Source organism: Ancylobacter sp. IITR112 (assembly GCF_041415945.1).
GTDB lineage: Bacteria > Pseudomonadota > Alphaproteobacteria > Rhizobiales > Xanthobacteraceae > Ancylobacter.
In genome coordinates this window covers 43,123-66,737 of the sequence record NZ_JBGCUS010000004.1, presented here as the reverse complement: position 1 = coordinate 66,737, position 23,615 = coordinate 43,123, and the positions used below count along the sequence as shown (strand labels likewise).

Here is a 23,615-nt window from a genome sequence, read left to right as displayed (position 1 = left end):
GGCCCGCCGGCGGGGTTCCGGCAGGAGCGACGATCGCGGTGATGTCGGGGACGGGCCGGCCGGCCCGGGATGTCAGCGGCGGATCGGCGTGATCGACATGCTGGTGTCGGTCATTTCGATCCGTACATACGTGGCTCGAGGAACCGCGGCGATTTGCTTCACGAGCATCTCGGCATCGAGAAACTCGATCCCGTCATCGCCGCCGAAATGCTGGCGCTTGTAGTGCCAGTAGCCGGGGTTGGTCTTCGGATCGCATTCCTCGGCATAGACGACGAGGGGTCGCTGCCCCTCGGCGAGCTTGCCGTTGGAGAGCAGATAGACTCCCTCGTCGCCGACCAGCCAGAGACCGGGCTTCTCGTCCTTGCCGGGACGGAGGCCGTAATAGGGATTGCGAAAGCCGCCATTGGCGAGGGCATCGATACGCCCGCGCGTGATGACCGCATGGACGTCTGTCACGGAGAAGGTGAACATGGCAGCACCTACGCCGCGATCGGGTCGGGCAGGTAGCGCAGATGCACCGGAAGCTTGGCGCCGATCTCCGCGTCCGTGAGCTGGTCGAGCAGCTTGAAGTCGCGGCCCCGAACCCGGCGATAGACGATGACGATGCGCCTGCCGCGCGCGGCGTGGGGGAATCGCCAGTCGGCATAGCCACGATAGTCGTCGTTCGTCGCGCTCCAGATGTGCTCGAGGCGCTCCTCGCGCGTCATCGCCTTCGCCGGCCGGGATTCGCGCTCGGCGATCACCGCCTTCAGGCAATCGGGAGAACATGGGTCGCCTAGATCGCAATAGCCGTGGAAGTAGCGAGCCCGGCCGTCGATCGTCAGCGAGAAGAAGACGCTGGTGATGCTCCCGGTCAGGAATTCGCGCATGGCGAACATGTCGCCACGCATCCAGAGCGGCGGCAGCACCTCGAACATGTAGTCGTGCTCGACCTGGCCGATCTCGAACCATTCGCCGCGATAGAGCGCACTGTCGTCGCCCTGCCAGCGGTTGGGGCGCTGCGCGTGGCGGTCGAACATGCGGAACATCTGGCGCCGGTCGGCGACGCCCTCGAAGACCTTGCGGACGGGTGGGAGGTTCATGGCGGGCTCCTTTCAGCCTCGTCGGGCCGGAGCGCAGCTCCCCTTCGCGGGGATCACCATCTTCTCTTCAGCCCTTCATGACCCCTCCTTGGCGGCCGCCTCTCCGTCCGGGCGGGTCAAGGGCCGGCGCAGCCGGGCGAAGCTTCACCCTTGACGCGGCCGGCGGGCATGCGGCAGCAGGGCCTCCTTTCCCTCCTCATCCTTCTCCTTCTTCATCGATCGCAGATCCTCATTCCAATCTCCGGCGTTCGGACGCAGGCGCTCGAAGCCGCAGGGCGCTTCGGCCGCGATGGCCTTCAGGCGCTCGGCATAGGCATCGCCCTGCGCATTGTTGTCGGTGGCGGCAACGAGAAGCGCGTTGTCACGCATGACAAGCGTGCGGATCGCCGCCACGCTCGCCGGCGACCAGCCGCCGCCGGTGCTGAGGAACAGGCTGTCGGGCCGCATGTCCTCGATCGCGGCGAGGCTCATGGCGTCGATCGCCGCCTCGGTGAGGCAGAAGCGGGTGGCATCGACAGGTCCGAAGCGGAACAGGACCTTCGCCCCGCCGGTGGCGAAGCCGCGCCACTCCGGCCCTCTCTCCTCCCAGCCGGTGATGACCCCGGCCTCATCGGTATGGGCCGCCCACATGCTGCCCCGTGGGCCTTCGCGCAGCCGGTCGTTCCGGATCGCGGCCCGGACTACTGTATCGGAAAGCGCGCGTTCTTCGCCGAGATAGCGCCTCGTGAGAGAACCGGGCCAGGGCTTGCGGCGTCGGTGCCAGCGCTCCGCAATGCCAACATCGGCAGCGCGTATTCGCGCCGGCCGCGTCCAGACGGGCTCGTTCGGGATAAAGCCCACGAGCTCCGCCACACGGTCGAGGCATTCGGTAAACGCGACATGATCGAGATGAGCGACCAGCGCGTACACGTCGCCCTTCGCCTCGGACAGCGGATCGAACCAGCCCTTGCCGTCATGGATGACGATGACGATGTCGTCGCCCCGGCGATATTTGACGGCCCGGCGCGTGCTCTCCTTCAGGTCGATCGCGAAGCCGGCCTTTTCCAGCACGGCCGCGCACAGGACACGCTCCTTCAGCTCTTCAACGTCATTCCTTTCCATCACCTCTCCCGGCACCCATCGGCGTCCGGCCTTTCCTGCTCGAGGTCTCCTCCTCGCATGTCGCGAGGCGATCCCCAGCTGCCGCGAAGAGCGAAGGCGGCAAGGGCGCGGCTGGCAACTGATGATTTCGGCAGTGCGGTCCGCAAGCCAGCCGCGGCGCAGCTTCCCTTGCCGCCGCCCGCTCGCAAGCGGCATCCCCGGAGGCTCGGCATCGAGACGGGGGCCGATTTGAAGGCGAAGCCGCTCGCCTTTCCGCAGCAGAATTTCGGGAAAGCCGGCTCCTGGTACTATCGGACCGCGCGGGCAATCGACGAAAGACGCCGTCCGGCGTCGAGGTGCGCGCGCATCTGCGGCGTCTTGTGCGGCATGTCCGCAAGCGCTGGACCAGGACCGGGACAAGCGACCTGACTGCCCTGACGTTGCCCCCTGAAATGACCCCGCTCAGAAGCTAGGATCCGTCGAGAGGAGACGGACGATGCGCAAGAGCCGGTTCAGCGAGGAACAGATCATCGGGATCCTGAAGGAGCACCAGGCCGGAATCCCGGTCGTGGACCTCTGCCGGAAGCACGGGATCAGCGACGCGACCTTCTACACGTGGCGCACGAAGTACGGCGGGATGGAGGTGTCCGACGCCCGCAACCTTAAGGCGCTCGAGGAGGAAAACCGGAAGCTGAAGAAGCTTCTGGCCGAGTCGATGCTCGACGTAGCCACTCTCCGCGAGGCTCTTGGAAAAAACTTCTGACGCCCAGTTCCCGGAGGAAGGTCGTGACCTGGGCGATCGAGGAGAAGGGCTACTCGCAGCGGCGTGCGTGCGGCCTCATCGGCATCGAGCCGAAGACCTATCGCTACGCCTCGACGCGAGGCGACGATACCGCGCTCCGCCAGCGCCTTCGTGAGCTGGCGAGCTTGCGTCGGCGGTTCGGCTATCGGCGTCTGCTGATCCTGCTTCGGCGAGAGGGCAAGGAGATCAACCACAAGAAGCTCTTCAGGCTCTACCGCGAGGAGCGGCTGTCGGTGCGCCGTCGCGGCGGACGCAAGCGAGCGCTTGGCACGCGAGCGCCGATGACCTTGCCGCAGGCACCCAACCAGCGATGGAGCCTGGACTTCGTCTCCGATGTGCTCGCGGACGGACGCCGGTTCCGCGTGCTGGTGATCGTCGACGACTTCACCCGGGAGTGCCTGGCGCTCGTGGCCGACACGTCGCTGTCGAGCCACCGGGTCGTACGGGAGCTGGACGCCATCATCCAACGTCGTGGCAAGCCGCTCATGGTCGTCAGCGACAACGGCACCGAACTGACCTCGCACGCGGTCCTGCGTTGGCAGCAGGACACAGGTGTCGAGTGGCACTACATCGCTCCCGGCAAGCCGGTTCAGAACGCCTTCGTCGAGAGCCTGAACGGCCGCTTCCGCGACGAATGTCTGAACGAGCACCTGTTCCAGGGCTTGCCGATGGCACGTCGGATCATCGAAGCTTGGCGGATCGACTACAACGGCCACCGGCCTCACACGAGCCTCGGCGGCCTTACCCCAAACGAGTTCGCAGCCCGGTCCAGGCAGGACCACAACCAGAACGGATTCTGGTTATGAACGAGGGCATTCAGGGGGCAACGTCAATCGAGATCGAGGCCAATGCCGGTGATCCGCACGCGACGAAGCCGGTCATCTACAAACTGGATTTCAAACGCATCTCGGCAAAGACAGCCTTCTGGGCCGGCCGGCCGGCCATGCGCGTGATTCAGGCGCTCAGTTGGTTTCGGGACGAGAAATCGAATCTCGATACCGTTGTGAATGGCATCGCTCGCCATCTGGAACGGAATCCCAATCGCCAGATGATCCTCCAGGACCTGCGCGAAAACATCAGTGCGATCCCGGCCTGGATGTATCCGTTGGTCGCCAGCATAACGGGCGCACTGCTCCTCGCTGATCGCGATGGCGGGCCGACGGAGGAACAGAATTCCGAGGACGCGCATGCATCAGACGTTCATTGAAATCCTTCGCTCCACCGTCGATGAGCGCCGGGCGCTGTTTTCAACCGTCGCGGCCGAACTGGAAACGCGAGCCGAGAATATCGAGAAGGACCTCTATGTCTGCTGGGTGCTCGACTTCCTGTTCAACAGGCGACCCGCCGACCCCATCGGTCTCTACTTCAAGGGCGGCACCAGCCTCAGTAAGGCATATGGTCTGATCCGGCGCTTTTCCGAAGATATCGACATCGGCATCTACAAAGCCGACTTGAAGGTGCCGCTCGAGGCGGACATAGCCGCCCTCCCCTCCGTGACGCAGCAACAGAAGACCTTGGCCGAGCAGGTCGACGAGGCCGCAGGCCGATATATTTCCGGCCCACTCAAGGAACTGCTGGCCAAGGAAATCACCGCCGTCGAAGAAGAAGCCGACCAAACATGCCATTTCTCTCTCGGCTTCGGCTACGACGCCTACCGAAGAAGGGAAGCGCTCGACATTCTGGTCATCGGCTACAAGAGCGTGTTTGATACCAGCGGCGGCTATATCGAGGCAGCGGTGCGTATCGAAGGCGGCGCCCGCCCCGATCCCATCCCGGCCGAGCCTCGGGAGATCGTGCCTTACATCGCATCGGAAATGAGACCGGGACTCGATCTCACGGTTCGCGGCGTCACAACCGTCAAGCCGGAACGGACCTTTTGGGAAAAGGTCCTCATCCTCCATGCGATGACAGAGACGACCGAGAAGCGAACTCTCGAGGCAAACCCGGAGCGGAAGGCACCCGATCTCAATCGGTACTCACGCCACTACTATGACGTCCACCAGATATGGACCCATCCTGACTATGGGGTAGCGACCGCAAACATGCGGGATCTCGCCGAAGCCAGCCGTCGGCACAAGGAGCTGATGTTTCGTGCGCCGGACCATCGGTATGATCGCGCCGTTCCAGGCAACTATCGACTCGTACCGACTGAGGCCATGCGTAAGAAACTGGCCGCGGACTACGATCGTATGTCAGCCATGATCTTCGGTGAACCGCCTACCTTCGACGACGTGATGACGAGTATCGAGGCGCTCGAACAATATCTCAACTCTGCTCCAGACTCAGCGGTAATTGGACCTGCTTCATGATCGATACTGTGACCAATCGTTTTCTTCGTTACGTTGTCCTCGACACGCAATCGGACCCGGAGTCATCGACACAGCCCTCCACCGAAAAGCAGAAGAACCTGGGCCGCCTGCTGGTCGAGGAATTGCTGGCGGTCGGCCTCACCGACGCGCATCTGGATGAGCATGGCTACGTCTATGCGACCATTCCTTCCAATGTCGAAAAGCCAGTGCCGGTTATCTGCTTCTGCTCGCATATGGACACCGCGCCCGACTTCACCGGAACGGACGTCAAGCCGCGGATAATCAGTAACTATCGCGGCGGCGACATACAACTTTCCGGCGACGCGCAGCGGGTCATCCGGGTCAGCGACAATCCAGCGCTGCTGGCTCACTTTCGGTTCATTGGTTCCGATTTTGCCTCCATATCCTGATGTTGGACGCACCTCGCCCCTCAGGCCGCTCCGGCCTTGATGAGAACGAGCGCCCGTTTGGCGTTCATCGCGCAGGCGACGAGTTGCAGATGGCAGTGGTTGCGCACCAGGCCGAGATAACGGACCCGGGCCATGCCGTACCAGTTCTTCATTGTCGCGTTGGTCCGCTCGATGCCGGCCCGCACACTGGCGGCGACCTTGTTCATCCACTTTTGCCAATTCGGCTGCCTCTTGCCTCGCCTCGCCTTATAGGCAATCCGGTCCTTGATGCCGCGCTCCGTCAGTTCATCGCGCAGCGCCTGGCTATCATAGGCCTTGTCGGCGTAATAGGCGTCTTCGTCACCCTGGATCAGCGCCGCGGCCATCTGGCTGTCGTGCAAATCGGCCGAACTCATTTGCGCCTGGCGGATCAGACCGCTCTCCCCGTCGCCCGCCAGATGCGCCTTGTAACCGAAATAGGTCTTGCCGTGCTTGTGGGTGAAGCCCGCGTCGGGATCGCGCTCCGACACCTGGCCCTTGTCATAGTCCGGCTTGGCAACCGCCGCCGAGATGATGGTGGCGTCGACCAGCGTGCCGCGCTTGACCAGAAGGCCACGCCCTTCCAACTGCCGGTTCAATTCGGCAAGCAGCGTGTCCTGAAGCCCCAGTTCGACCAGCCTTTGGCGAAACCGCCAGATCGACATGTGGTCGGGGGTCTTCTGATCGAGCGGAAAGCCGCAGAAGCGGCGGAATGACAGCCGGTCGGCCACCGCTTCTTCCGCTGCCGGGTCGGACAGGCCGTACCATTGCTTCAAGAGCGCAATCTTGAACATCGCGATCGGCGGGAAGCCAGGCGCACCCAGAGCATTGCCATGGATATCCTTGAACAAAACTGCGAAGGCTGACCAATCGATAAGCTTCGCAACGTCTTCCAGAAACTTGTTTCCCCGGCTGTGGTGGCTCACCAATGCATCGGCGAGTGACGGTTGTGACAAATTACGACGAGACATGGCCGAATCAATCCCAATTTTCTCTACTGAATCATAGAGTTGGGACTTCTGAAAAGCGCTCCGAGGGGTCGATGGATCGATTGTGGATGTTGTCGACATTGCGTGACAAATCGCAGCATACTGGCCGCTTCGTAACCCGCTGCGTTATACCAACGGCTCTCATTTCAGACCGATGTGTGCCCAGTCGCGCATTCCGATCGATGTGATGACGTCCGGGCTGTCGACGAGCCTGCGCCAGGCATCGCAGGCGGCGTCGACGATGTCGGTGTAGGTCTCGAAGACGCGGTTGGAGAGCCAGTTCGAGCGCAGGTACTACCAGATTTGCTCGACCGGGTTCAACTCCGGTGATCGCGACGGCAGGAAGATCAGCGTCACGTTCTTCGGCACCGTGAGCATTCCCGTGGTGTGCCATCCGGCGCGATCGAGCGGCAGCACGGCGTGCGCTCCTCGGGCGACCACGGTCGAGATTTCGTCGAGGTGCATCTGCATGGCGTCGGTGCCGATGTAGGGGAGCGCCAAGGCGGCGCCGACGCCCCGCGCCGGGCAGATCGCGCCGAAGAGATAGGCGTTCTCGTAGCGCTGATCGGCCGGCTGGCGGGGTCTCGTCCCTCGCCGCGCCCATTGTCAGACGATCCCGTTCTTTTGCCCGATCCGAGCCTCGTCTTGTGGGATGGTTCGCCTCCTCCCCGGCGAATACGCTTCGTCGTCCAATGAGAAGGAGGCATCACGTGCAAATCAAGCAGATCGGCATCGATATCGGCAAGAACAGCAGCTTTCACCTGGTCGCGCTCGGCAGCGACGGCGATATCGTGCTTCGCCGGCAATTCACTCGGTCGCGGCTGATCGCGTTTTTCAAGCAGAGAACGGAGGAGCACCTCAACGTCGCCTTTGAGGCCTGTTCCGGTGCGCATTGGCTGGCGCATCAGCTCATGGCGATGGGTCACGACGTCCGGCTCCTGACGCCCGAGAGCGTCCGGCCTTTCGCCAAGGCTCAGAAGAACGACTGGAACGATGCGCTTGCCATCGCGGAAGCCGCGCAGCGGCCAGGTCGACATGCGGTGGGGATCAAATCGCAGGAGCAGATGGACATCCAGGCATTGCACCGGGTCCGGCAACGGTTGGTCACGGCGCGCACCGCCATCGTCAACCAAGTGCGCGGCCTGCTTCGCGAACGCGGGCTGGTCTTCGGCTCTGGCCGGATGCGTTTCGGCCGATTTCTGCGTGAACAACTGACCTGCCAGGAGATTCAGCTCAATCCGGTTTGCCGGACATTGTTCGCCACTCTTGCCGCCGAATACGAGGCGATCGATACCCGCATTGACGAGATCGACGAGGAGCTTGCCGCTTTCGCCAAATCCAACTCCGCCTGCAGGGCCTTGTTGTCTATTCCCGGCGTCGGGGTGATCGTCGCCACCGCCCTGTTCAGTGCTGTGGCAAATGTATCGGACTTCCGCAGCGGCCGCGACCTCGCCGCCTTCCTCGGTCTCGTTCCGCGCCAGAGATCGACCGGAGGGAAGACCACGCTGCTAGCCGCAATTATTCATGAAGCGAGTGCTTTGGGGCTGGCGTGGCATAGAGCCCTGATACGGCGTAGGATTTGGTTGCTTGCAGCGACGCGTCGGTGGTCTCGCTCATGCCGGCGCCGCCAGCAGCTTCGGCAGGCGGACGAGGTTGTAGGCGGCGGCCGCGCAGCTTCGGCCTGTCGAGCCCGGCCACCGCCTTCATCCAGCCGAAGCCCTCCTCGATGCGCTTGCGGACCCGCTGGCTCGCGGCATATCCGGGATGGCGGGTGGTGCGGCCGTCGATCGCCGAGCGGCCGCTCCTTCGGGTGGGCTTCATCGCGCTCGCGGGCGTCGCCGCCGAGACCGGGGTCGTCATGCTGATCTATCTCGATCAGGCCATGCGCGAGCTGAAGGTCGCGCGGACGGCGCAGGGCCGGCCCTTCACCCGGGCCGATCTTAACCGGGCCATCATGCTGGGGGCTGTGGAGCGGGTGCGGCCGAAGATGATGACGGTGGTCGCCATCATGGCCGGGCTGCTGCCTATCCTGTGGAGCACCGGTACCGGATCGGAGGTGATGCAGCGCATCGCCGTGCCGATGATCGGCGGCATGCTCTCCTCGACCGTGCTGACCTTGGTGGTGATCCCGGCGGTCTACGCTCTGGTGAAGGGCTGGCGGCTCGAGCGCGGAGAGATTGTCGCAGAGACTGCGCACGAGCGGGCGCGGGCCGCTCTTGAGGCGGTTGAATGACGGGAGGTTTCCATGATGCAGGACATAATGGGCGGCATGGGACGGGCTTAGTCCGGATGATTGGCATGGTGGTGTTCGCGCTCGTGATCGCGGCGTCGGTGAAATACGTGTTCTTTCGGTGAGGGGCCTACGATCGCGGGTCACAGACGATCCGGTCTCAGACAATGGGTGGAGCGGTGCTCATGACGACCCTGGAAGCCACCATCACCTGCCCGCGCTGCGGCGCGGCATTCAAGGAGAAGATGCCAACCGATGCCGCCGATATTTCTACCGTTGCCGGGCATGCGGGGCCGTATTGAAACCCAAGCCCGGGGATTGCTGCGTCTTCTGCTCCTATGCGGACGTGCCATGCCCGCCGGTTCAGGACAGCCGGTCCGACTGCTGCGGGGCCAGGAGCTGAAGCGAAGGATACACCGCGCGCTGTCCGACGTGACACACCGTCTGGATCGGCTCGTTCGCGAGATAATCTTCTCAAGCAACAGGCTCATTGATCACGATCAACGCGGAATTTCTCAGGATAGAAGATTGTAGCCTGCCTATCCGGTTGACGCATACACCCACTAGATGTAGTTAGACGCCAGTCATTCGATCGATTGAGGCGTTGATGGACGTTCTCGACCGCGCGGGGTTGGCGTTTCCGAAATCGCTCGCCGAATTCCAGCAGCTTTTTCCGGATGACGCAGCGTGCGCCAGCTATCTCGAAAAGGCCCGCTGGGCCGAGGGTTTCACCTGCCCTCATTGCGGGGAAGTCGGCGAACCGTTTCGCATCGCCACGCGGCCGGCCATCCTGACTTGCCGCAAGTGCCGCCGCCAGACGGGACTGACGGCGGGGACCGTCATGGAGCGCTCGCACACTCCGCTGAGCGCATGGTTCTGGGCCGCTTATCTCGTCGCCAGCCAGACGACCGGCATGTCGGCTGTGCAGTTCCAACGCCAGCTCGGGCTCTCGCGTTACGAGACCGCCTTCGGCCTTCTGCACAAGCTCCGCGCCGCAATGGTGCGGCCCAACCAGGACAGGATCGGTGGTCGGCCCGGCCAACATGTCGAAGTGGACGAGACATGGATCGGCGGACGGACGCGCGGCGAGGGCCGTGGCGTGCATCACAAAGTCCTCGTCGCCTGCGCCGTCGAGGTGCGCCATCGTAAGCCGGGGAGCGCGCAGGACGCGCGGAAGGATGGACGCTACGCCGGGCGTGTCCGGCTCGCTGTCGTGTCCGACCGGAGCGCCGAACAGCTTTGCGGCTTCGTCGAAAGCGCCGTCGCGCCGGGCGCCCTCACGGTGACGGACGATTGGAGCGCCTACGCCAGCCTGCGGAAGCGCGGCTACGACCATCACGCCATCGCCGAGTGCGGCGATCCGGACGTCGCCGAAGAATTTCTGCCGATCATCCATCTCGTCTTCTTGAACTTGAAGACCTGGCTCAGCGGCACTCATCACGGCGTCAGCGCTAAGCATCTGCAAGCCTACCTTAACGAGTTCACCTTCCGCTTCAATCGGCGCTTCTACCCCTTCAACGCCTTCCGCTCGTTGCTCGGGATCGCCGGCGAAGTCGACGCGCCGACATTCGATGCGCTTTATTCAGGAGAGTGGCAGCACCCAACATCTAGTGGGTGTATGCCTTAACCGGATAGGCACGGATTGTAGTAAAATATGTTTGGGAGGCAGTCCCTTCGATGATCTGGCTATGGCGGGCACTGAGACAGGCGAAGCTGCTGCCGGCCGTTCTGGTCGGGGTGGCGATGCTGCTTGCGCCGTTGGCCAATGCCAGGCCGATGCCGTGTCATGACCATGACGAGCCTGCGGCGCATAGAGGTGTCGCGCAAGCGAGTGTCATGCATGATGCGCAGCACGTCGTAGCCTCCGGTCTGGTCGACCATTCTGGCGAGCCATCGCAGGTCGTCGATCATGGAAAATGCTGTGCCGTCGCCTGCGGTGTCCATGCCATGGTCATCGGCAGCATTGCCGAAGATGTCCTCGATCCGACCTTCGCCCGTCAGCATTTCGACCTTATCGATCAGGTCGCCCGTGGCTTGACGGTTCCTCCCGCTCTGGATCCCCCTCGTTTTCAGGCCTGACCCCTCCTGAGCCGCCTTCCGTATCGGAGGGCGATCGGGTCATGGGATGGTGCCCGACCTGATGCCGCGCGCGATGCGCGTGCACGCTCATCCGCAGCGGGCGCACAACCATGCGATGGGCACCGGCCGTGCGACGCCGTCGGGGAGCGGACCTTCCAGCAGGTCTGAAGCCCGAACGTCGGTGTCCAGGACTTTGGCGAATTCCGTCTTTCGCCGAGCGCTTCAATGAACAGCAACAGGGATGTCGTCACGCCATCGTGACGCCCATTCGACACTTTCGAGGCCGATGCGAGCGGCGCGTGCCGTCTCGCCACAATTGGAGGACGCTTGTCATGACGACATATCGCAAGCTGATGATGGCCTGTGCGGCGGGTGCATTGCTGATCGCGGCTGGGCCGGCTCTGGCCGAGGACGCGCACCACCCGCCCGGCGCGGCGCAGCCAGCCCCTGCTCAAACGACCGCTCCGGCACCTGCCCCGCAGCCTCCGGCCGCCGCTCAAGCTTCCGACGTGCAGCCGGGCACGATGGGAGGTGGCGTGATGGGGATGATGGGGGGAGGTTCCATGGGCATGATGGGCCATATGATGGCCCCGGGGCGCATCGAGGGACGCATCGCCTTCCTCAAGACGGAGCTCAAGATCACCGACGCGCAGCAGCCGCTGTGGAACGCTTTCACCGAGGCGCTCCGCGTCAACGCCCGCGGCATGTCGGGCATGATGGGCGACATGCAGGACATGATGATGATGGGGGCACAGGGCCCCGCGGCTCTGCCGCAGCGGCTCGAGCTTCATGAACGGATGCTCGCCGCCCGTCTCGATGCCCTGCGCCGGCTGAAGGGCGCGCTCGGGCCGCTCTACGCCGCCTTCGACGACGCGCAGAAGCGCACGGCCGATCAACTGCTCATGCCGGGACCCATGGGAGCCATGTGAGCGGAGGGATCGGGACGGCGTGCGCCGTCCCGATCCCCCAATCCATCCCGCCGGGGGAGGAGGATCAATCCGGCGGCCGGGGACGCGACGTGTCTGCTACCCGGACCTTCGGTGAGGACACCCTGGTGTTGCCGCCTTCCTCCCCGGATCGGCTTTCCGTCCGGGAAGACCCACCTTCCGGAGAAGTCCCATGACTGAGCAGGACGTGCACGCAGGTCATCACCGCCACGACCATGCCGGCCATCGGCATATGGAAGCAGGCCCCGCATCGGCGCAGATGGTCGAGGACCCCGTCTGCGGCATGGCGGTGAACCCGGCCACCGCCGGCTTCCAGTCGGAGCACCGGGGCAAGAGCTACTTCTTCTGCTCGGCGAAGTGCCACGACAGGTTCGAGGCGAACCCTTCGGCCTATGCGGCCGGCGCGATGGCGACGCCGCCTGCAGCGAAAGAGCAGCCGACGGACGTGATCTACACCTGCCCCATGCACCCCCGGATCCGGCAGGTGGGGCCGGGGAACTGCCCCATCTGCGGCATGACGCTGGAGCCCGAGGTGGCGACAGGAGAGACCGGCCCCAGCGCCGAGCTCGTGGACATGACGCGGCGCTTCTGGATCGGCCTTGCGCTTGCGCTGCCGGTGCTCGCGCTGGAGATGGGTGGGCACCTCACCACCCTGCACATGCTGCTCGGTGCGCAGGCTGCCAACCGGATCCAGCTGGCACTGGCAACGCCGGTGGTGCTGTGGGCTGGCTGGCCCTTCTTCGTGCGGGCGTGGCAGTCGCTGGTCACGCGGCATCTCAACATGTTCACCCTGATCGCCATGGGCACGGGCGTCGCGTGGCTCTACAGCGTCGTTGCCACCGTGGCGCCGCAGATCTTCCCCTCGACCTTCCGCGCCGCAGACGGCTCGGTGGCCATCTATTTCGAGGCCGCCGCCGTCATCACGGTGCTGGTGCTGCTGGGGCAGGTGCTGGAACTGCGCGCCCGCGAGCAGACCGGCGGCGCCATCCGCGCTTTGCTCGACCTCGCGCCCAAGACCGCGCGCCGCGTGCGCGGCGACGGCTCGGACGAGGACGTGGCCCTCGAAATCGTCGCCGTCGGCGACCGCCTGCGGGTGCGCCCCGGCGAGAAGGTGCCGGTGGACGGCGAGCTGGTCGAGGGGCGCTCGTCGGTGGACGAATCCCTGATCACCGGCGAGTCCATGCCGGTCACGAAGGAGGTGGGCGCCAGGCTCATCGGCGGCACGCTCAACCAGACCGGCGGCTTCATCATGCGCGCCGGCAGGGTCGGCCGCGACACCATGCTGGCGCAGATCGTCCACATGGTGGCCGAGGCCCAGCGATCGCGCGCGCCGATCCAGCGGCTGGCCGACGAGGTGTCCGGATGGTTCGTGCCCGCGGTCATCGCCATCGCCATCCTCGCCTTCGCGGCGTGGGGCATCGTCGGACCGGAGCCGCGCTTCGCCCACGGGCTGATCGCCGCCGTGGCGGTGCTCATCATCGCCTGCCCGTGCGCGCTCGGGCTGGCGACCCCCATGTCCATCATGGTGGGGGCCGGCCGGGGCGCCTCCATGGGCGTGCTGATCAAGAATGCCGAGGCGCTGGAGCGGTTCGAGAAGGTCGACACGCTGGTGGTGGACAAGACCGGCACCCTCACCGAGGGCAAGCCGAAGGTCGTTGCCATGAAGGCCGTGGCCGGCTTGACTGAGACCGAGCTGTTGCGGCTCGCCGCAACCCTGGAGCGGGCGAGCGAGCATCCGCTGGCTGCCGCCATCGTCGACGCCGCCGCGGAGCGGGCCGTGCCGCTCGGCGAGGCGCAGGACTTCGACAGCCCGGTGGGCAAGGGCGTCACCGGAACGGTGGACGGCCGCAAGCTCGTCATCGGCAGCCATCGCATCATGGCGGAGGAAGGCGTGGACCTCTCCGCCCTCGCGGCGGAGGCCGAGGCCCTGCGCGGGGAGGGCGCGACCGTGATCTTCGTCGCCGTCGACGGGCGCCTCGGCGGCCTCATCGCCATCGCCGACCCGATCAAGCCCACGACCCCCGCCGCGGTTCAGACGCTTAAGGCGGTGGGCGTCCGGGTCGTCATGCTGACCGGCGACAACAAGACCACCGCGCAGGCGGTCGCGCGCAGGCTCAGCATCGACGAGGTGGAGGCCGAGATCCTGCCCGAAGACAAGGCGAAGGTGGTGGCGCGGCTGCGCGGGGAAGGCCGCATCGTCGCCATGGCCGGCGACGGCGTGAACGACGCGCCGGCCCTCGCCGCGGCGGACGTGGGGGTGGCCATGGGAACGGGCACGGACGTCGCCATCGAGAGCGCCGGCGTGACCCTGCTGAAGGGCGACCTCCAGGGCATCGTGCGCGCCCGCCAGCTCAGCCACGCCACCATGAGCAACATCCGCCAGAACCTGTTCTTCGCCTTCATCTACAATGCGGCGGGGGTGCCGGTGGCGGCCGGCGTGCTCTATCCGTGGCTCGGCCTGCTGCTCTCGCCCATCATCGCCGCGGCGGCCATGGCGCTGTCCTCGGTCAGCGTCATCGCCAACGCGCTGCGCCTGCGAAGCGCATCGCTCGGATGAGGAGGACACGATGATGAACTACGACGGCATGATGGACGGCGGCATGTGGGGGATGGGGCTGGTCGGGCTCCTGATCCTCATCCTTGTCGTGCTCGGGATCGCCGCGCTCATCAAATACCTGTGGCATTAGCACTGCGGTTGCATGGCCATCCTGTGAAAGACAGGCGCCCGGCCTGGAGCCGGGGCGTCTCAGGGGAGGTGCGCGCCGCCGGGAGAGGGATCTTCGCGCCCCGCCCGGCGCGTCAGGGCGGATACCATCACGAAGAGGGCCGCGAGGACCGCGAAACCGGCCCCTGCGGCAAAGGTCGCCGCGGAGCCGATCCGCTCCCACAGCACCCCCGCAACGACGCTCGCCACCAGCATGGCGACGCCGGTGGCGAGATTGAACAGGCCGAAGGCGGAGCCGCGCAGCGTCGCGGGCGCGTGCTGGGCAACCAGCTTGGCGAGCAGGCCCTGCGTGAGCGCCATGTGCGCGCCCCACAAGGCGATGCCGAGAAAGGCGCCCCACAGCCCCGGCGCGAAGGCCAGCATCAGGTCCGCGCCGATGAGGACCGCCAGCCCCACCAGCAGCAAGCGCGTGGGCGAGGCCTGGTCGGACCAGGCACCGGCGGGATAGGCGCCGAGCGAATAGACGACGTTCATGGCCACGAGAACGAGCGGCGCGAGGGCCAGCGGTAGGCCCTCGTCGTGCGCCTTCAGCACGAGGAAGGCTTCGCTGAACCGCGCAAGGGTGAACACCACGCCGATGGCGACGACGCCCCAGAACGCGCCGTCGAACTGCCGGAGATCGGCGAGGCGCACCGGCGGCGGACGGCCGGTGGAGCCCTCCTCCCCGATGGCGCGATCCTCGACCCCCAGATCCTCGACCTCCAGGATGACGCACGCCACCGCAAGCGCGCCGGGGATGAGGGCGAACCAGAACACCGTTCGCATGTCGTCGGCGAACAGCGCCATCAGCGCGATGGCGAGGAGCGGGCCGAGGAAGCCGCCGACCGTATCGAGCGCCTGGCGCACCCCGTAGGCGCGCCCGCGGATGGAAGGCGGCGTGACATCGGCCACCAGCGCGTCCCGCGGCGCGCCACGGATCCCCTTGCCGATGCGGTCGGCGAAGCGCGCGGCAAACACCATGGCCGGTGCGCCAGCGAGGGCGAAGAACGGCTTCGACGCGGCGCCCGGGCGGCCGGGCATCTTCAACACCGACCAGGGCAGCCAGTTCACCAGCCCGCGCTTCACTCAGGTGCTGCTGGACGCTGGCGTGCGGATCTCCATGGATGGCCGCGGCCGGTGGATGGACAACGTGTTCATCGAGCGCCTCTGGCGGTCGCTGAAATACGAGTGCATCTACCTCAACGCCTTCGAGACCGGCTCGCAGGCCCGGGCCGGGATCGGCAGGTGGGTCACCTACTATAATTGTACGAGGCCGCACTCGGCTCTCGGCGGCAGAACGCCGGAGGAGGTCCATACGGCCTGCGACGGCATCAACATGGCGGCGTGACACACACCAGAACCAAGCTTAGCGAAGCCGCCAATCTGTCCGCCAAATGGGGACCACCTCACCCATCCCGGGGCGAGCAGCGGCGGTTGGGCCGGGGCTGCCGCAGCATCATACTGAAAATTCCGCTCTGAAAGCGGAGTTTTAAGGATGATCCGATGTTGGCGGTCCCCTCATTGACCTCGAGGGATGGTTTGTAGATTCAACGAAACGCTAAGTATGACTTAGTGAATGTCGAAAAATATGAACTCGACATTGGTTTGAAAATATGCCAAAATGTTAAACATGGATATGCGTTCTGGCAGCAAGCTAAACCGGCTGCAGCAGGATCTCCCCGAGGGACTCCTGGCCGATGCCGCCTGGATGGAAGCCCACGGCTACTCATCGGCGCTGCGCAGCCAGTATGTTCGCGCGGGCTGGCTCGATAGCCCGGCCCGGCGCGTCTATCGCCGCTCGCGCACGCCGCTCACCTGGCAGCAGGTGGCCGTTTCTCTCCAGACGGTGCTGGACCTTCCGCTGACCGTCGGCGGGCGTACCGCGCTCGAACAGCAGGGTTACGCCCATTACCTTTCGACTGCCATGCGCGAGGTTCACCTTTACGGGCCGACGCGCCCGCCGACCTGGCTGGTGAGCCTGCCGCTCGACGTGACCTTTCATTGGCACAACAGCCTGCGACTGTTTCCCGGCGATGCCGACGCACCGCCCGAGCCAAGCCCCGTCATGGTCAGCGCCGGCGGCCTGACCTTGCCTATCTGCTATTCCACCAAGGAGCGCGCCGTTCTCGAATTGCTCGACGAGCTCCCCGAGCATGAGAGCTTCCATCAGATCGATGCCCTGATGGAAGGGATGAGCGATTTGAGCCCGCGCCGCTTGCAAACTCTGCTGGAGGCTTGCGCCAGCGTGAAGGTGAAGCGGCTCTTTCTTTTCTTCGCCGACCGCCACCGCCATGCGTGGCGATCCCGGCTCGACATGTCCCGCGTCGATCTGGGTTCGGGCAAGCGCGTCCTCGTCAAAGGCGGCAAGCTCGATCCGCGCTACAACATCACCGTGCCGTCCGACCTTGCAGGCCCGTGAATTTCATGGCCTTCCTGGACACATACCGACAGCAGGTCGCCCTGCTTATTCGCGTCCTTCCTTTCGTCGCGGAGGAGCGGGCATTCGTGCTCAAAGGCGGCACTGCGATCAACCTGTTCGTGCGCGACATGCCGCGCCTCTCCGTGGACATCGACCTGACCTATCTGCCAGTCGAAGATCGGGCCACATCGCTCGCGGCGATCGACGCCGCTATGCTGCGGATCAAGGAGCGCATCGAGCGGGGCATGCCTGCCACGAGGGTCAATGCTTCGCGTTCGTCCGACGAGGATATCGTCACCAAGTTGATCGTTCGCGCGAGCGGCGCGCAGATCAAGATCGAGGTGACGCCAGTGCTCCGTGGCGCGGTTTATGATCCCGTCGTGATGGGTGTGGTTCCCGCTGTCGAAGACGCCTTCGGCTTCGCTGAAATGCAGGTGGTGTCATTCGCCGACCTCTATGCGGGCAAGATCGTGGCGGCATTCGACCGCCAACACCCGCGCGACCTCTTCGACGTGCACGGCCTGCTGGCGAGCGAGGGCATCAGCGATGAGTTGCGCCGCGCCTTTCTGGTTTACGTCATCAGCCACAACCGTCCGATGGCCGAAGTTCTGGCCCCGACCCGCAAGCCTCTCCGTGAGGAGTTCGCACGGGGCTTTGCCGGCATGACTCAGGAACCTGTCGCGCTTGCGGGCCTTGAGGCCGCACGAGAAGCGATCATCGCCGCGATGGTGGCCGACATGCCGGAAGAGCACCGGCGCTTCCTTGCCGGCTTCAAGCGCGGCGAACCGGATTGGGCGCTTCTCGGGATACCGGAGGCACAGCATTTGCCCGCCGTCATGTGGAAGCAGCGCAACCTCGCCAAGCTGCCCGATGCAAAACGGCGCGCGCTGGCCGATGCCCTGGAGCGCGTTCTTTTTCCGTGACCGCGACGCACAACGAAGAGGGCGCGCCGTTCGGCGATAGTGATGCTCAGTTGTCCCCGAATGCCTGCTTTCCCTTCGCGGTCCAGAGCGCCCGTGCGTGCTCACCCCGCTCGCTTCGGAGCTTGTCGGCCATCCAGAGCAGTGCGCCGTAGATCGCGGCGCGATCATCACCTGTCAGGTCGACGATCCCGGCCTTGACGACGAGGCCGCCGAGTTCGATCAGATGCCGCGTCCGATTGCGGCGCTCGACCTGCCAGGTGCGCATGTCATGACGCGCCCGAACTCTCTGATGCCGGTTGCGCGCCGCCCGATGGCGTTGCAGCGCCGCCAGCGTCGCGGTCAGGCGATGGCGCAGATCGCCGTTCCCGCCCTCGAAAGAACGCGGCCCCGCGCTTCGCCCATGCCTCCCTCTTTCCGGCGTCCTTGGTTTCGGCCAGCACGATCAGCGCGCCCGCCAGTTCCTTGGCGCTGAGGCCGTCGGCTCCGGTCGAGATGACCAGCTCGCCAAGCTGCTGCACCTTGCGAGCTTTCAAGTCCCGCGCCTTGTCTTCCAGCGACTTCAGTTCCGCATCGAAGTCCCGTGGCTTGCGCATCGTCGTCTCCATAAGCTGTCGATGGAGCGATGATAGTTGAGCGCCTACCGCAATGCTGTAAGGTCGCCGAGACGGGCTGAAACGGTGCGAGCAGTCCCGAGAAATTAGTTTCGAGGGCGCGCTTATACGTCATTCCGACGTGCGCTTCGCCGTGGTGATGTTCGGATCGTGATGGCGATCTATCATCTTCACGTCAAGGTCGTCGGCCGCAAGGCCGGCTCCAGCGCGGTGGCCTCCGCCGCCTACCGCTCGGCCTCGCGATTGCGCGACGACCGGCTTGAGCGCAGCCATGACTTCTCCAACAAGCGCGGCGTCGTCCATTCCGAGATCATGCTGCCGGAGGATGCGCCCGAGCAATGGAGCGACCGCGAACGGCTCTGGAATGATGTCGAAGCCTTCGAGGTCAGGAAGGACGCCCAGCTTGGCCGCGAGGTCGAGTTCGCCCTGCCGCGCGAGATGACGCAAGCCCAGGGCATCGAACTCGCCCGCGACTTCGTGCAGTCCGAATTCGTCGATCAGGGCATGATCGCCGACCTTGTCGTCGTCGGACCAATCCCGCCGGCGTCCCGCTCCGGTAAAAAACTCAAACCGCCGGACCGGCTCATCCGCGCTGGTTTTAAGCGTATGCTCTGAAATCGTCATGTGTCCAAGCCCTCAGGCTTCCAACATCGACCCTCAGCTCACCGGCTGAAAGGTGCTCTCAGAGCATCGCTTACCCTTCTCCAAGCTCAAGGCGCTGTTGCGCAAGGCGGCGGAGCGAACGCGAGAGGGCCTGTGGCATCGCATCGGCGCTGTTCTGCCGGCCTTCTCACCGCAGGAATGCGCCAACTTCTTCGCCGCCGGATATGAACCGGATTAAGAAGAGTCCGCTCTAACAGGATGGCATAGACGGCGGCCTTGTTCTGGAAGGCGATCATCCCGATCGCTGCCGGTACGCGGACGACTGCAACATCTATGTTCGCAGCCGCCGCGCCGGCGAACGGGTCATGGCCTCTGTCAGCCGGTTCCTGACCAAGAAGCTACGGCTGAAGGTCAACGAAGCGAAGAGCGCGGTGGCGCAACCGGAGGAGCGGAAGTTCCTTGGGTTCAGCATCTCGAATGACGGGAGCGAGCGGCGCATCGCGCCGCAGGCCCTCGACAAATTCCAGGCGCGGATCCGGGACATGACCCGCCGGACACGGGGAATCAGTCTGGCGCAGCTGATCAAAGAGCTGAAGCCATACCTCATCGGATGGCGCGGCTACTTCGGCTTCTGCCAGACCCCGTGGGTGCTTACGAACTGTGAAGCGTGGATTCGCCGAAGATTACGCTCGTATCTTTGGCGGCAATGGGGAAACGGCACAACCGCTTCAAGGAGCTGCGCCGTCGTGGCGTACCAAAACTCCGGGCCGCGGTTGCCGCCGGTTCGCCGACGGGGTTCTGGCGCATGTCAGGACATCCGGCGGTCCAACAGGCCCTGCGCAATCAGTACTTCGACTCGCTCAGTCTTCCCCGACTCTATGTCCCTGTCGAAGCGTAATCCAGTCGAACCGCCGTGGTACGTGACCCGTATGCCCGGTGGTGTGGGAGGGGCGGCGCCGTGAGGCGTCCCCCTATCCCGATCAATCCTTCTCAAACACGCTCTCAGGCGTACCTCCGCCCGGATCTCGCCTCATTGTTCAGTGGGAGATGAGCAAAGGGACCGGCGACTGTCTCAGAAGCGAACGCGTCACGCCGCCGAGCACGATCTCCCGGGCGCGGGCATGGCTGTAGGCGCCGAGCACGATCATGTCGTGGTCATTGGACACGGCGTATTCCAAGATGACTTCGGGGATCGCTCGGCCATGTGACTGCAGGGGATCGACGGTCAGGCGGACCCCGTGACGCAACAGGAACATCGCCACCTCCATCCCCGGCTCCTCTCCGGCCGGGAGACTTGCCTGCGGGTCCACGATCAGCACCGTCACCGATGACGCGCGCGCCAGCAGGGGCAAGGCGTCGCCGATGGCCCGGCGCGATTCCCGGCTTGCATTCCAGCCGATGAGAATGCGCTGCGGTGGTTCCATATTGTGCCAGCTCTCCGGCACAAGCAGGAAAGGGACGCCGGTCGACAGCTGCACCACATCGGCCGGGGGCCCGTCGTCGAGCCAAGACTCGTGCGGAGGCGCAGCGACGACGAGATCCGCGTGCAGGGCGCCGATGCGGCGTTCATCTTCACCGCGGGGCGTGTGGATGCGGAACTCGCAACGCACATCCTGCCGGGCGGCGTGCTTTTCGAAGCTGTCCCGCGCCTGCCGGATCATGTCGTCCTTGCGGATTTGCTGATGGTGCAGATGCTCGGCGATTGCCGTTTGCCCGCGGACATGGGAGGACGCGGCCCGGCCGTCGAGGTCCGGTGGAAGCAGGAAGATCCCGGTGAGATGAGCGCCATGGCGCTGTGCGAGATGGATCGCATAATCCATCCGCGTTTCCCGCGACGGGCTGGTATCAATGAGAACAGCGATTGTCTTGATGTCCATGCCTCTCACCTCGTGATGCCCATTCGTCACATTGTGCGCCTGCTGCCTGCTCTACGGGGCCATGCGCCTTGGTCGCCCGGCCATCCAGAAGGTGGCCTGGGCGATGATGCCGGAGCCGGCGAGCACGAGAGCGGCGGCCAAAGCGGGGTCGGACCCGACACCAGCCAAGGTCGTGCACAGGGCGCCGACCGCCATCTGCACGGCGCCGTAGAGACCTGATGCGGAGCCGCCGACGCGGGGATTGACGCTCAGGGCTTCGGTCAGCGCTGCGGGCGCCGCGGTGCCCACGCCGACGCAGAATGTGAACACGGTGACGATGGCGAGCGGCACGGTGAGCCGATCCAGGAGCACGACGGCGAGCAGAATGAAGGCGGCGGCCACGCTGACCCCGTTGGCGCCCACCAGCAGGCGGCCGACGGAAACGTGGGCGATGAGCCGGCTGGCCAGTATGCTGCCCACCCACACGCCCAGGACCAGGAGGGCGATGTAGCTTCCGACGCGCGCCGCCGGCTGGTGCAGCTCGCCGATGAAGATGAAGGGGGCCGCCGCGACGAAGCCATAGAGCGAGGTGGTGGCGCAGCCGCCGCCCACCGCATAGGCCCAGAAGGCAGGGGCCCGCAGCAGCTGGCCATAGCTCTCCATCAGGCCGATGGCGTCGCCTTCGGCAACCCGTCCGGTCTCCGGGAGCAGACGCAAGGTCAGCAGAATGTTGACCACACCGAGCAGGGTCATGGCGAGGAAGATGGAGCGCCAGCCGGCCGCGTCGGCGAGCAGGCCGCCCACCAGCGGTGCCACGCCCGGGCCGACGGTGATCATGAGATTCATCAAGGCGAGGCGCCGGGTGGTGTCGGCCGGTGCCGAGGTGTCGCGGACGATGGCACGCGCGAGCACGAGGCCGGAGCAGCCGCCCAGCGCCTGGAACAGCCGAGCGACGATGAGGGCGTTGATGCTCGGGGCGAGCGTCGCCGCGAGGCTGGCGGCGGTGTAAAGTGCAAGCCCCGCCATCAGCACGGGCCGGCGCCCGAAACGGTCTGCCAAAGGCCCGTAGACGAGCTGCCCGCCGGCAAGGCCGAGGATGTAGAGACTGATGGTGAGCTGCATGGCCGCCATCCCGCCGCCGAGGTCGGCCTGGGCGCTGGGCAGCGCCGGCACGAAGATGTGCATGGCGAGGGTGCCGGAAAAGGCCAGGAGCGCCAGCAGCCAGAGCGGCACCGTCCGGCGGTGCGTGCTCCCCTTTGGCTCCGATGTCCGCGGCGCATTCACGGGCGCATTCATGGCATTTTATCCTGGCGCCGCAGCTGAAGGTGGAGCGGCCCTTGCGGCCATCTGCCGGGGATAAGGCGCACCACTCTCACCGGACCGACCGGGAGGCCTGCGCGGATGAGGCGTGCGTGGATCCGGCACCCGGCGTGACCGCGAGCGCGCTCTTCCCGACGGCGGCGCCCGGCTGGATCTCCACGGTGGCGGTCAGGCCGGCCACGAGGCGGATATCCGGCGGCACCTCCTCGATCGCGATGCGCACGGGCACGCGCTGGGCAAGACGCACCCAGTTGAAGGTGGGGTTGATGTTGGCGAGGAGGCCGGTGCCGGCGGCGCGCTCGCGGTCCTCGATGGCCGCCGCGACGCTCTGCACGCGGCCGCGCAGCAGGGTCGGCTCCCCCATCAGCCGGATCGTGACGGCATCGCCCACATGGATGCGCGGCAGCTTGGTTTCCTCGAAATAGCCCTCGACCCGGAGCGAATCCGTATCCACCAGCGCCACCACCGCCTTGCCGGTGGAGACATAGTCGCCCCGCCGGAGCTCCAGATTGGTGACGATGCCGTTGGCCGGGGCCTTGATCTCCGAGCGATCGAGGTTGAGCCGGGCGAGGTCCCGCTCGCTCACCGCCTGCCGCCAGGCGGCGTCGGCCTGGGTGAGGGCGGTCTGGGCCTGCTCGGCATTCTGCGGCGAGACCACCTGCCGCTCGCGCAGCTGGGCGTAGCGCGCGAGATCGCGCTTCGCCTGGTCGAGCGTCGCGGCGCGGCCTTCCACCGCGGCCTCGGCCTGTTTCAGGGCGAGGGTGAAGCGCTCGCGATCCACCCGGAACAGGACGTCGCCCTTCTTCACGGGAGCGTTGTCCTGCACCAGGACCTCGCTCACCAGCCCCGACACATCGGGAGCGATGCCCACCACGTCGGCGCGCACGCGCGCGTCCCGCGTCCAGGGGGCATTCATGTAGGTGTCCCAGAGCGCGCGGCCCATGAGCAGCGCGCCCGCGAGCACGCCGAGGGTGATGCAGGCGCGGCCGATCTTCGCGGCGTCGATCTTCATCATGTGATCCGTTCAAGAAGGAAATAGCCCGCGCCGGTCACGAGGATGAACACGGCGAGGTCGAACAGCGCCCGGTGCCAGATGAGCCGGCCGAGCCCGATCCGGGTGAGGACGCGGGAGATGAGCCGCGTGACCCCCATGGCGGCGAGCGCGAGGAGGAGAAAGGTCGGCAGGTAGACGCCGAAAATGTCGATTTCCGCGGGCATCCGGGGTCTCCTCGG

Annotated in this window: 21 protein-coding genes and 9 pseudogenes; 17 read left to right on the top strand and 13 right to left on the bottom strand. The window is 65.4% G+C overall.

Annotated features, from left to right (window positions below; genetic code table 11):
- Positions 1-72: 72 nt before the first annotated feature.
- From AAC979_RS23350 to AAC979_RS23340, 3 genes are all read right to left on the bottom strand, one after another.
- Positions 73-471 carry a DUF3085 domain-containing protein gene (locus tag AAC979_RS23350; RefSeq protein WP_371349184.1) on the bottom strand — a complete coding sequence of 133 codons (399 nt, stop codon included), beginning with the start codon at positions 469-471 and terminating at the stop codon, positions 73-75.
- Between the two features lie 8 nt (positions 472-479).
- Positions 480-1,082, bottom strand: coding sequence for a DUF1419 domain-containing protein (locus AAC979_RS23345; RefSeq protein WP_371349183.1), 603 nt, complete (start codon positions 1,080-1,082; stop codon positions 480-482).
- A gap of 144 nt (positions 1,083-1,226) precedes the next feature.
- Positions 1,227-2,183: a DUF3991 and toprim domain-containing protein gene (locus tag AAC979_RS23340; RefSeq protein ID WP_371349397.1), complete on the bottom strand. Its 957-nt coding sequence runs from the start codon at positions 2,181-2,183 to the stop codon at positions 1,227-1,229.
- A 475-nt stretch (positions 2,184-2,658) separates the two neighbouring features.
- Here AAC979_RS23340 and AAC979_RS23335 point away from each other — a divergent pair.
- From AAC979_RS23335 to AAC979_RS23320, 4 genes and pseudogenes are all read left to right on the top strand, one after another.
- Positions 2,659-3,770, top strand: a protein-coding gene (locus tag AAC979_RS23335; protein WP_371346076.1) for an IS3 family transposase whose coding sequence is annotated in 2 segments (ribosomal slippage) — positions 2,659-2,914 and positions 2,914-3,770 — 1,113 coding nt in all. Because the reading frame shifts where the segments join, the coding sequence is not laid out codon by codon here.
- Positions 3,767-4,171, top strand: a complete 405-nt coding sequence (locus AAC979_RS23330; protein ID WP_371349306.1) for a hypothetical protein — start codon at positions 3,767-3,769, stop codon at positions 4,169-4,171. Before AAC979_RS23335 ends, AAC979_RS23330 begins: the two co-directional genes overlap by 4 nt.
- Entirely contained in the window at positions 4,152-5,273 is a 1,122-nt protein-coding gene (locus AAC979_RS23325; protein ID WP_371349307.1) for a nucleotidyl transferase AbiEii/AbiGii toxin family protein, read from the top strand. Before AAC979_RS23330 ends, AAC979_RS23325 begins: the two co-directional genes overlap by 20 nt.
- Positions 5,270-5,635: pseudogene (locus AAC979_RS23320) on the top strand (peptidase T); the annotation flags it as partial. The gene AAC979_RS23325 and the pseudogene AAC979_RS23320, both read left to right, overlap by 4 nt.
- Positions 5,636-5,703: 68 nt before the next feature.
- Here the strand turns inward: AAC979_RS23320 and AAC979_RS23315 are convergent.
- Both AAC979_RS23315 and AAC979_RS23310 read right to left on the bottom strand, forming a co-directional pair.
- Positions 5,704-6,672, bottom strand: a complete 969-nt coding sequence (locus AAC979_RS23315) for an IS5 family transposase (RefSeq protein ID WP_371349396.1) — start codon at positions 6,670-6,672, stop codon at positions 5,704-5,706.
- A 159-nt stretch (positions 6,673-6,831) separates the two neighbouring features.
- Positions 6,832-7,338 (bottom strand): annotated as a pseudogene (locus AAC979_RS23310) (IS630 family transposase); the annotation flags it as partial.
- A 44-nt stretch (positions 7,339-7,382) separates the two neighbouring features.
- On the opposite strand from AAC979_RS23310, the pseudogene AAC979_RS23305 reads away from it, so the two are divergent.
- Positions 7,383-8,258 (top strand): annotated as a pseudogene (locus tag AAC979_RS23305) (IS110 family transposase); the annotation flags it as partial.
- Between the two features lie 45 nt (positions 8,259-8,303).
- Here the strand turns inward: AAC979_RS23305 and AAC979_RS23300 are convergent.
- A pseudogene (locus AAC979_RS23300) lies at positions 8,304-8,499 on the bottom strand (IS5/IS1182 family transposase); the annotation flags it as partial.
- Between the two features lies 1 nt (position 8,500).
- On the opposite strand from AAC979_RS23300, the pseudogene AAC979_RS23295 reads away from it, so the two are divergent.
- The 6 genes and pseudogenes from AAC979_RS23295 to AAC979_RS23270 form a co-directional block, all read left to right on the top strand.
- A pseudogene (locus AAC979_RS23295) lies at positions 8,501-8,923 on the top strand (efflux RND transporter permease subunit); the annotation flags it as partial.
- 182 nt (positions 8,924-9,105) lie between these two features.
- Positions 9,106-9,323 (top strand): annotated as a pseudogene (locus AAC979_RS23290) (GDCCVxC domain-containing (seleno)protein).
- Between the two features lie 204 nt (positions 9,324-9,527).
- A complete protein-coding gene (locus AAC979_RS23285; protein WP_371349395.1) occupies positions 9,528-10,547 on the top strand; it encodes an IS1595 family transposase in 1,020 nt (339 codons plus the stop codon).
- A 50-nt stretch (positions 10,548-10,597) separates the two neighbouring features.
- A complete protein-coding gene (locus tag AAC979_RS23280) occupies positions 10,598-10,999 on the top strand; it encodes a hypothetical protein (RefSeq protein WP_371349394.1) in 402 nt (133 codons plus the stop codon).
- Positions 11,000-11,331: 332 nt separating this feature from the next.
- Entirely contained in the window at positions 11,332-11,928 is a 597-nt protein-coding gene (locus tag AAC979_RS23275; protein WP_371349393.1) for a Spy/CpxP family protein refolding chaperone, read from the top strand.
- Between the two features lie 190 nt (positions 11,929-12,118).
- Positions 12,119-14,503: a heavy metal translocating P-type ATPase gene (locus AAC979_RS23270; RefSeq protein WP_371349392.1), complete on the top strand. Its 2,385-nt coding sequence runs from the start codon at positions 12,119-12,121 to the stop codon at positions 14,501-14,503.
- Positions 14,504-14,692: 189 nt separating this feature from the next.
- Here the strand turns inward: AAC979_RS23270 and AAC979_RS23265 are convergent, their stop codons facing one another.
- Entirely contained in the window at positions 14,693-15,631 is a 939-nt protein-coding gene (locus AAC979_RS23265; protein ID WP_371349391.1) for an MFS transporter, read from the bottom strand.
- 46 nt (positions 15,632-15,677) lie between these two features.
- On the opposite strand from AAC979_RS23265, the pseudogene AAC979_RS23260 reads away from it, so the two are divergent.
- The 3 genes and pseudogenes from AAC979_RS23260 to AAC979_RS23250 all read left to right on the top strand — a co-directional run.
- A pseudogene (locus tag AAC979_RS23260) lies at positions 15,678-15,998 on the top strand (transposase); the annotation flags it as partial.
- Positions 15,999-16,280: 282 nt separating this feature from the next.
- The gene (locus AAC979_RS23255; protein WP_371349390.1) at positions 16,281-17,069 is read left to right on the top strand and encodes a type IV toxin-antitoxin system AbiEi family antitoxin domain-containing protein; all 789 of its coding nucleotides are present in this window, start codon (positions 16,281-16,283) and stop codon (positions 17,067-17,069) included.
- Positions 17,070-17,074: 5 nt separating this feature from the next.
- Entirely contained in the window at positions 17,075-17,992 is a 918-nt protein-coding gene (locus AAC979_RS23250) for a nucleotidyl transferase AbiEii/AbiGii toxin family protein (protein WP_371349389.1), read from the top strand.
- A 46-nt stretch (positions 17,993-18,038) separates the two neighbouring features.
- Here AAC979_RS23250 and AAC979_RS23245 read toward each other — a convergent pair whose 3' ends face one another.
- Both AAC979_RS23245 and AAC979_RS23240 read right to left on the bottom strand, forming a co-directional pair.
- Entirely contained in the window at positions 18,039-18,257 is a 219-nt protein-coding gene (locus AAC979_RS23245; protein ID WP_371349388.1) for a conjugal transfer protein TraD, read from the bottom strand.
- Between the two features lies 1 nt (position 18,258).
- Positions 18,259-18,585, bottom strand: a complete 327-nt coding sequence (locus tag AAC979_RS23240) for a conjugal transfer protein TraD (RefSeq protein ID WP_371349387.1) — start codon at positions 18,583-18,585, stop codon at positions 18,259-18,261.
- A gap of 171 nt (positions 18,586-18,756) precedes the next feature.
- Between AAC979_RS23240 and AAC979_RS23235 the strand changes: the two are divergent.
- From AAC979_RS23235 to AAC979_RS23225, 3 genes and pseudogenes are all read left to right on the top strand, one after another.
- A pseudogene (locus tag AAC979_RS23235) lies at positions 18,757-19,128 on the top strand (MobA/MobL family protein); the annotation flags it as partial.
- A gap of 169 nt (positions 19,129-19,297) precedes the next feature.
- Positions 19,298-19,444, top strand: a pseudogene (locus AAC979_RS23230) (IS630 family transposase); the annotation flags it as partial.
- Between the two features lie 127 nt (positions 19,445-19,571).
- Positions 19,572-20,168 carry a group II intron maturase-specific domain-containing protein gene (locus AAC979_RS23225; RefSeq protein WP_371349386.1) on the top strand — a complete coding sequence of 199 codons (597 nt, stop codon included), beginning with the start codon at positions 19,572-19,574 and terminating at the stop codon, positions 20,166-20,168.
- A gap of 75 nt (positions 20,169-20,243) precedes the next feature.
- On the opposite strand, the gene AAC979_RS23220 is transcribed toward AAC979_RS23225, so the two are convergent.
- From AAC979_RS23220 to AAC979_RS23205, 4 genes are all read right to left on the bottom strand, one after another.
- Complete coding sequence (locus AAC979_RS23220) at positions 20,244-21,083, bottom strand: universal stress protein (RefSeq protein ID WP_371349385.1); 840 nt, start codon at positions 21,081-21,083, stop codon at positions 20,244-20,246.
- A 51-nt stretch (positions 21,084-21,134) separates the two neighbouring features.
- Positions 21,135-22,358 (bottom strand): multidrug effflux MFS transporter, encoded by a 1,224-nt coding sequence (locus tag AAC979_RS23215; RefSeq protein WP_371349384.1) that lies wholly within the window; start codon positions 22,356-22,358, stop codon positions 21,135-21,137.
- Between the two features lie 76 nt (positions 22,359-22,434).
- Entirely contained in the window at positions 22,435-23,397 is a 963-nt protein-coding gene (locus AAC979_RS23210) for an efflux RND transporter periplasmic adaptor subunit (RefSeq protein WP_371349383.1), read from the bottom strand.
- Positions 23,394-23,600, bottom strand: coding sequence for a DUF1656 domain-containing protein (locus AAC979_RS23205; protein WP_371349382.1), 207 nt, complete (start codon positions 23,598-23,600; stop codon positions 23,394-23,396). The genes AAC979_RS23210 and AAC979_RS23205 overlap by 4 nt, the downstream gene beginning before the upstream one ends.
- Positions 23,601-23,615: the final 15 nt, after the last annotated feature.

Excerpts from the sequence above, each read along its gene's own strand:
- AAC979_RS23285 (WP_371349395.1), top strand. The coding sequence starts at position 9,528 with ATGGACGTTCTCGACCGCGCGGGGTTGGCGTTTCCGAAATCGCTCGCC.
- AAC979_RS23350 (WP_371349184.1), bottom strand. The coding sequence starts at position 471 with ATGTTCACCTTCTCCGTGACAGACGTCCATGCGGTCATCACGCGCGGG.
- AAC979_RS23215 (WP_371349384.1), bottom strand. The coding sequence starts at position 22,358 with ATGAATGCGCCCGTGAATGCGCCGCGGACATCGGAGCCAAAGGGGAGC.
- AAC979_RS23330 (WP_371349306.1), top strand. The coding sequence starts at position 3,767 with ATGAACGAGGGCATTCAGGGGGCAACGTCAATCGAGATCGAGGCCAAT.
- AAC979_RS23205 (WP_371349382.1), bottom strand. The coding sequence starts at position 23,600 with ATGCCCGCGGAAATCGACATTTTCGGCGTCTACCTGCCGACCTTTCTC.
- AAC979_RS23245 (WP_371349388.1), bottom strand. The coding sequence starts at position 18,257 with ATGCGCACCTGGCAGGTCGAGCGCCGCAATCGGACGCGGCATCTGATC.
- AAC979_RS23340 (WP_371349397.1), bottom strand. The coding sequence starts at position 2,183 with ATGGAAAGGAATGACGTTGAAGAGCTGAAGGAGCGTGTCCTGTGCGCG.
- AAC979_RS23325 (WP_371349307.1), top strand. The coding sequence starts at position 4,152 with ATGCATCAGACGTTCATTGAAATCCTTCGCTCCACCGTCGATGAGCGC.
- AAC979_RS23210 (WP_371349383.1), bottom strand. The coding sequence starts at position 23,397 with ATGATGAAGATCGACGCCGCGAAGATCGGCCGCGCCTGCATCACCCTC.
- AAC979_RS23280 (WP_371349394.1), top strand. The coding sequence starts at position 10,598 with ATGATCTGGCTATGGCGGGCACTGAGACAGGCGAAGCTGCTGCCGGCC.
- AAC979_RS23250 (WP_371349389.1), top strand. The coding sequence starts at position 17,075 with ATGGCCTTCCTGGACACATACCGACAGCAGGTCGCCCTGCTTATTCGC.
- AAC979_RS23265 (WP_371349391.1), bottom strand. The coding sequence starts at position 15,631 with ATGGTGTTTGCCGCGCGCTTCGCCGACCGCATCGGCAAGGGGATCCGT.
- AAC979_RS23225 (WP_371349386.1), top strand. The coding sequence starts at position 19,572 with ATGGCCTCTGTCAGCCGGTTCCTGACCAAGAAGCTACGGCTGAAGGTC.
- AAC979_RS23315 (WP_371349396.1), bottom strand. The coding sequence starts at position 6,672 with ATGTCTCGTCGTAATTTGTCACAACCGTCACTCGCCGATGCATTGGTG.
- AAC979_RS23255 (WP_371349390.1), top strand. The coding sequence starts at position 16,281 with ATGGATATGCGTTCTGGCAGCAAGCTAAACCGGCTGCAGCAGGATCTC.
- AAC979_RS23220 (WP_371349385.1), bottom strand. The coding sequence starts at position 21,083 with ATGGACATCAAGACAATCGCTGTTCTCATTGATACCAGCCCGTCGCGG.
- AAC979_RS23240 (WP_371349387.1), bottom strand. The coding sequence starts at position 18,585 with ATGCGCAAGCCACGGGACTTCGATGCGGAACTGAAGTCGCTGGAAGAC.
- AAC979_RS23275 (WP_371349393.1), top strand. The coding sequence starts at position 11,332 with ATGACGACATATCGCAAGCTGATGATGGCCTGTGCGGCGGGTGCATTG.
- AAC979_RS23270 (WP_371349392.1), top strand. The coding sequence starts at position 12,119 with ATGACTGAGCAGGACGTGCACGCAGGTCATCACCGCCACGACCATGCC.
- AAC979_RS23345 (WP_371349183.1), bottom strand. The coding sequence starts at position 1,082 with ATGAACCTCCCACCCGTCCGCAAGGTCTTCGAGGGCGTCGCCGACCGG.